This window comes from Mitsuaria sp. TWR114 (assembly GCF_007997345.1).
In genome coordinates this window covers 1-2,792 of the sequence record NZ_VOSR01000337.1, presented here as the reverse complement: position 1 = coordinate 2,792, position 2,792 = coordinate 1, and the positions used below count along the sequence as shown (strand labels likewise).

Here is a 2,792-nt window from a genome sequence, read left to right as displayed (position 1 = left end):
CGCGATGCTGGCGCGGCACGAGCAGGCCTTCACCTCCGACGCCGAGACCGAGCGCGCGCGCGACGCGTCGAGCTACCGCGTGCGGCTGCATGCGCAGGCGGGCGGCAAGTCGCTGTTCACGCTGGGCGCGTGGTCGGGCGAGCGGTTGGTGGGTGCCCTGACCTGCGAGCACGAGAACCGCAAGAAGGTGATGCACGTCGCGCACCTGATCGGGATGATGGTTGACGACGAGGTCCGTGGACGCGGCATCGGCAAGCGCCTGCTGCGGCAGGCCCTGGCGCTGCTGCGTCGCGAGCCGCGGCTGGAGACGGTCACGCTCAGCGTCACGGCGGGCAACCAGGCGGCGATCGCGCTCTACCGTCAGGCGGGCTTCACCCGCTACGGCCACCTGCCCCGCGCCATCCGTCTCTCCGATGGCCGCTACTACGCCAAGGACCTGATGAGCCTCGACCTGAGGCCTTGATCGCCGCAGATGCCCAGGCCCGCCACCAGCGAGCATCGCTGGGGCCGGAATACCGCTTGGGGGTCCAGGAGGGATCCCCCATGCGGTGTGGAGAGCCCGCGCCTGGCGCCCCGCAGTCCTCCCGGCGCAAGGCGCTCAATCACACGCCACCGCGGGAACAGCCGCGACGTCGACGTCCACCGTCAACTCGTCCTGGATCGCGAGCAGCCCTCCGAGGATGGAGAACGGCGTGATGCCGAAGTCGCTCTGACGGAGGACGAGCGCCCCCTGCGTCCTCAGGACCGAGCCCCCCGCATCCCCCGCAGGACGGACCACCCGCACCGGCACGTCGAGCAGGCGGGTCTGGCCGTGCCAGTTGACGGCGAGCTTGAGCGCCAGCACCGGGAAGGCGCCGGCGACGGCGGTGCTGCGCATCGCGATGACCGGGAAGCGCTCGCCGTCAACGGCCCGGAGCAGGTTGGCGCGGGTGCCAGCCACGTCGGACGCGGAGGGCGTGCTGGCGAACTCGGGCCCCAGCGGCGCGCGCCACTCGGTTTTGTCGATGGCCAGGTCGTCGAGCCGGAAGGCCAGTTCGACGCCGGCGCCAGCGATGCCGTCGGTGGGAACGAAGACCTGGCCGGTGAGCCGCTCGACGCCGATCACGTGGTTGTGGCCGACCTTGGCGAGGCGTCCGGCGCGAAAGACGTGGATGCGGACCTGCGAAGTGGCGGCGTCGACACGATAGAGCCGGCCTTCGCCGCGTTGCTGCGCGGCCAGCCAGGCCGTGCAGGACGACGGCCCTGGCGACGATGGGGCCTCGCTGGCGCCGGGCGTCGTGGCTGTCGGCGTTGTCGCTGTCGGCGTCGTGGCGGGAGGCGCAGTGCCGCACCCGGCCAGCGCGCCTCCGAGCAGCAGCGCGGCGATCACCGGCGCGGCCGACCTTCCGCCGCCGCGCCGATGCGCGCCTGGAGCCACCTCATTTGCCGGCGTCAACACTTGCATAGGGGTAAACCAAGAGTGGTCAGAACTGCATTCTGAACGGCATAAACAAGCTGGTCGCACTAGCATTGCGACATCATGACGACACCTCGCACGGAGACTGCATGGCACGCCAAGCCACCGACCTGATGGCGCAGTACGCCGCCTACCACCGCGATCGCCGCAACATCGCCACCCATTTTGTCGGCATCCCGCTGATCGTCTTCGCGATCGGCGTGCTGCTGGCGCGGGCGCAATTCCATGTCGGTGACTGGACGGTTTCCGCCGCCTGGCTGGTCTGGGGCGGCGCGACAGTCTGGTACCTGACGCGGGGCAACTTCGTGCTGGGCCTGTCCACGGCGCTGGTCAACGCGGTGCTGATGGCGCTGGCGCATCCGCTGGCGGACGGCTCCTTCGGCAGCTGGCTGGCCTGGGGCCTGGGCAGCTTCATCGTCGGCTGGATCATCCAGTTCGTCGGTCACTATTACGAGGGCCGCAAGCCCGCCTTCGTCGACGACCTGGTGGGATTGCTGGTCGGCCCGATGTTCGTCGTCGGCGAGGCCCTGTTCGCGATGGGCTGGGGCCGCGACCTGCTCGCCGAGATCGAGCGCCGCGCCGGCCCGACCCATCTGCGCGACCTGACCCACCCGGCCTGATCGGGGACGGCTGGCGCGGACCGAGCGGGCCGATCCCGCCAGCGGGACCGCACGTCACCCCTTGTGGGGGTCGGGTCTTGCAGGGGCTTGCAGCCCCGGTCCAAGGCGCTTATCTTGGACGTCCGAGTTCCGTCAGATGTCGCCAGGAGGCCCCATGAAACCGGTGTCCGAACTGCTGAAGAACCGCGGCCCGAGCGTCTGGCGCGTCGCGCCGGAAGCCACGGTGTTCGATGCGCTGCACCTGCTTGCGCAGCATGATGTCGGCGCCTTGCTGGTGATGGAGGGCGATCGGCTGCTCGGCATCTTTTCGGAGCGCGACTACACGCGGAAGATCGCCTTGCAGGGGCGTGATTCGCGGCACACGCCGGTCAAGGATGTGATGACGCCCAACGTGTTCGTGGTGAAGCCCGATACCGACTGCCGCGAATGCATGAGCCTGATGAGCCAGCGCAAGATCCGCCACCTGCCCGTCGTCCAGGGCAATCAGGTCGTGGGCATGCTCTCGATCCGCGACTTGATGGACAACATCATTGCCGACGACGAAATGACTATCGCCCACCTCCAAACCTACATCTACGGCTAAGGGGCGAGGCCCTGATTGGGGCGCCCCGCGTCGTTGCAAATCCTCGCCATAGCGCTGCTATGGCTGCGGTTTGCGCCTAGCTGCTGCACCCCAATCAGGGCCTCGCCGAACGCAGGACTGCGGCGAAGGCAGG

The 2,792-nt window shown here is 69.0% G+C and carries 4 protein-coding genes; 3 read left to right on the top strand and 1 reads right to left on the bottom strand.

Annotated features, from left to right (window positions below; all coding sequences use genetic code 11):
* On the top strand, positions 1-463 hold a 463-nt coding region (locus FUT87_RS13420), incomplete at its 5' end, for a GNAT family N-acetyltransferase (RefSeq protein ID WP_147241343.1).
* Between the two features lie 135 nt (positions 464-598).
* Here the strand turns inward: FUT87_RS13420 and FUT87_RS13415 are convergent.
* A complete protein-coding gene (locus FUT87_RS13415) occupies positions 599-1,369 on the bottom strand; it encodes a YceI family protein (protein ID WP_186830523.1) in 771 nt (256 codons plus the stop codon).
* A gap of 176 nt (positions 1,370-1,545) precedes the next feature.
* Here FUT87_RS13415 and FUT87_RS13410 point away from each other — a divergent pair, with 176 nt between their 5' ends.
* Positions 1,546-2,076 carry a DUF962 domain-containing protein gene (locus tag FUT87_RS13410; RefSeq protein WP_147241341.1) on the top strand — a complete coding sequence of 177 codons (531 nt, stop codon included), beginning with the start codon at positions 1,546-1,548 and terminating at the stop codon, positions 2,074-2,076.
* Positions 2,077-2,230: 154 nt separating this feature from the next.
* A complete protein-coding gene (locus tag FUT87_RS13405) occupies positions 2,231-2,659 on the top strand; it encodes a CBS domain-containing protein (RefSeq protein ID WP_147241340.1) in 429 nt (142 codons plus the stop codon).
* The last annotated feature ends 133 nt before the right edge of the window (positions 2,660-2,792 follow it).